The sequence below is a fragment of the Alkalibacterium sp. s-m-28 genome, assembly GCF_054658175.1.
Genome location: NZ_BAAGIQ010000476.1, coordinates 1 through 252, shown reverse-complemented (window position 1 = coordinate 252; position 252 = coordinate 1). Strand labels below are relative to the sequence as shown.

Sequence of the window (252 nt, the reverse complement as noted above, 5' to 3'; positions counted from 1 at the left end):
CTATTTCGTCTTTCATGTGTCCAAAGAAGGATTCTTGGGGAGCGTTATCCCAACAGTTTCCTCTTCGTGACATAGATTGACGCAGTTCTTTATCCGCGAGTAATTTTTGAAATTTTATACTTGTATACTCAAGTTTCGCACCCTGATCAAACCTTGGAAAGCCTATCGGCTTAAGGTTAATCAACTAAATCAAACAGTGATGTGTGACGGATTGGACTCACTTCCAGCTAAAATTTCTTTAAATGAAGTCGG

At 39.3% G+C, this 252-nt stretch carries 1 pseudogene; it reads right to left on the bottom strand.

Going from position 1 to position 252, the window contains the following annotated elements:
- Positions 1-148 (bottom strand): annotated as a pseudogene (locus ACYQ4S_RS13005) (IS3 family transposase); the annotation flags it as partial.
- Positions 149-252: the final 104 nt, after the last annotated feature.